Here is a 1,433-nt window from a genome sequence, read left to right on the forward strand (position 1 = left end):
AGTTTAGAGAGGGAATTTACTCAGTTGCTGAGGCAAGAAGAGATGCGATAGAAATTATAAGAAAATTTGAAAGTGGTTTTGTAAGATCCAAAGATAAATATCGAATTTCAGAGCTATTTGATAGATATATTGATAAAAAAGAGAAAATAGACCAGCTAGATAAGGTTTATATAGATAAAATTAAATCTAGGATAAAAAAATACATCTTGCCTAAATTTGGTAATGTTGATATTAAAGATATAAAATTTAATGATCTAAAAACCATATTAACACCATTATTTAATCCGTATAATCCAAAGAAATCAAGACTTGAGACTATACACAGAATTATAAATACGCTAAATTCGCTATATGAAAATGCCATTAAAGATAGATATATAGATTATAACCCTTGCAAGGCTTTACACGATGAATTTCCAACTTCCAACAGCTTTAGCCTTAGAAATGGTATCGACACAAGATATCCAGCTATTACAGATGAAAATGAGTTAAAAGAGTTTTTGACTGATTTACGAAATGACAGTAAATTAGATCTACAAGTCAAAAGAGCCGTAATGCTCCAAATTTTATGTGTTAATCGTCCCATCAATACTGTAAGTGCTGAATGGAAAGATATAGATCTTAAAAAAGGAATTTGGACTATTCCACCTATCCAAATGAAAATGAGGCATGCACACCAAATTACACTCTCAAAGCAAGCTTTATCAGTTTTACTAGAACAAAAACAATATACACCATTAGAAAGTAACTTTGTATTTCCGTCTCTTACAAAAACAGGTCATATTAACAGAGACAGCATTAGTAATGCCATAAGAAATATAGGCGGCAGAGAAAAATATAATTCTAAAGCTTCTGCTCATGGTTTTAGAGCCACGTTTAAAACAATTTGCTCTTTACATCTTACGGATCTGGCACAATTGGGCATAAGCGAAAAAACAATAGAAAATGCTCTAGCGCACACAGAAAGCAATGCAGTTAAATATGCCTACGAAAGACAGACAGCAACTATTGATCAAAATAGAATTTTAATGCAATGGTATGCAGATTACCTAAACAATCTAGTTCAATTTGTTTAAAAGTTAATATCTTAAAGTCATACGATATAAAACATCAGTAAAAGGTTCGGTTTTTTAAAAATTTATATCGTTTTTTTAATGCTATTTCATCGGTTTTTTACTGGTTTTTTACTACAGCTTAAAAAACCGATAAAGCCCTTTAAATCGCCATTTACATAGCTATTTTTTTCGGTTTTTTAACTTTTTCAGCGCGTGTATGAGAAAACTTAAATCGTTTCTAAGCTCGGTAATAACGATATTTTAAAGCATTAAAAAAGTAAAAATTCATATTTTTATTTAAGGTAAAAAACCTATTTTAAGACCATTTTTTGTTTAAAAAGAGGTATTTTTATCTAAATTCTCTTAAGAATATAAAAA

The 1,433-nt window shown here is 29.4% G+C and carries 1 protein-coding gene; it reads left to right on the forward strand.

What is annotated here, in order from left to right:
- Positions 1–1,076, forward strand: a 1,076-nt coding sequence (locus F3G98_RS10225; RefSeq protein ID WP_149726139.1) for a tyrosine-type recombinase/integrase, incomplete at its 5' end; no start/stop codon positions are given.
- Between the last annotated feature and the right edge of the window lie 357 nt (positions 1,077–1,433).

This window comes from Campylobacter concisus (assembly GCF_902460895.1).
Lineage (GTDB): Bacteria > Campylobacterota > Campylobacteria > Campylobacterales > Campylobacteraceae > Campylobacter_A > Campylobacter_A concisus_BC.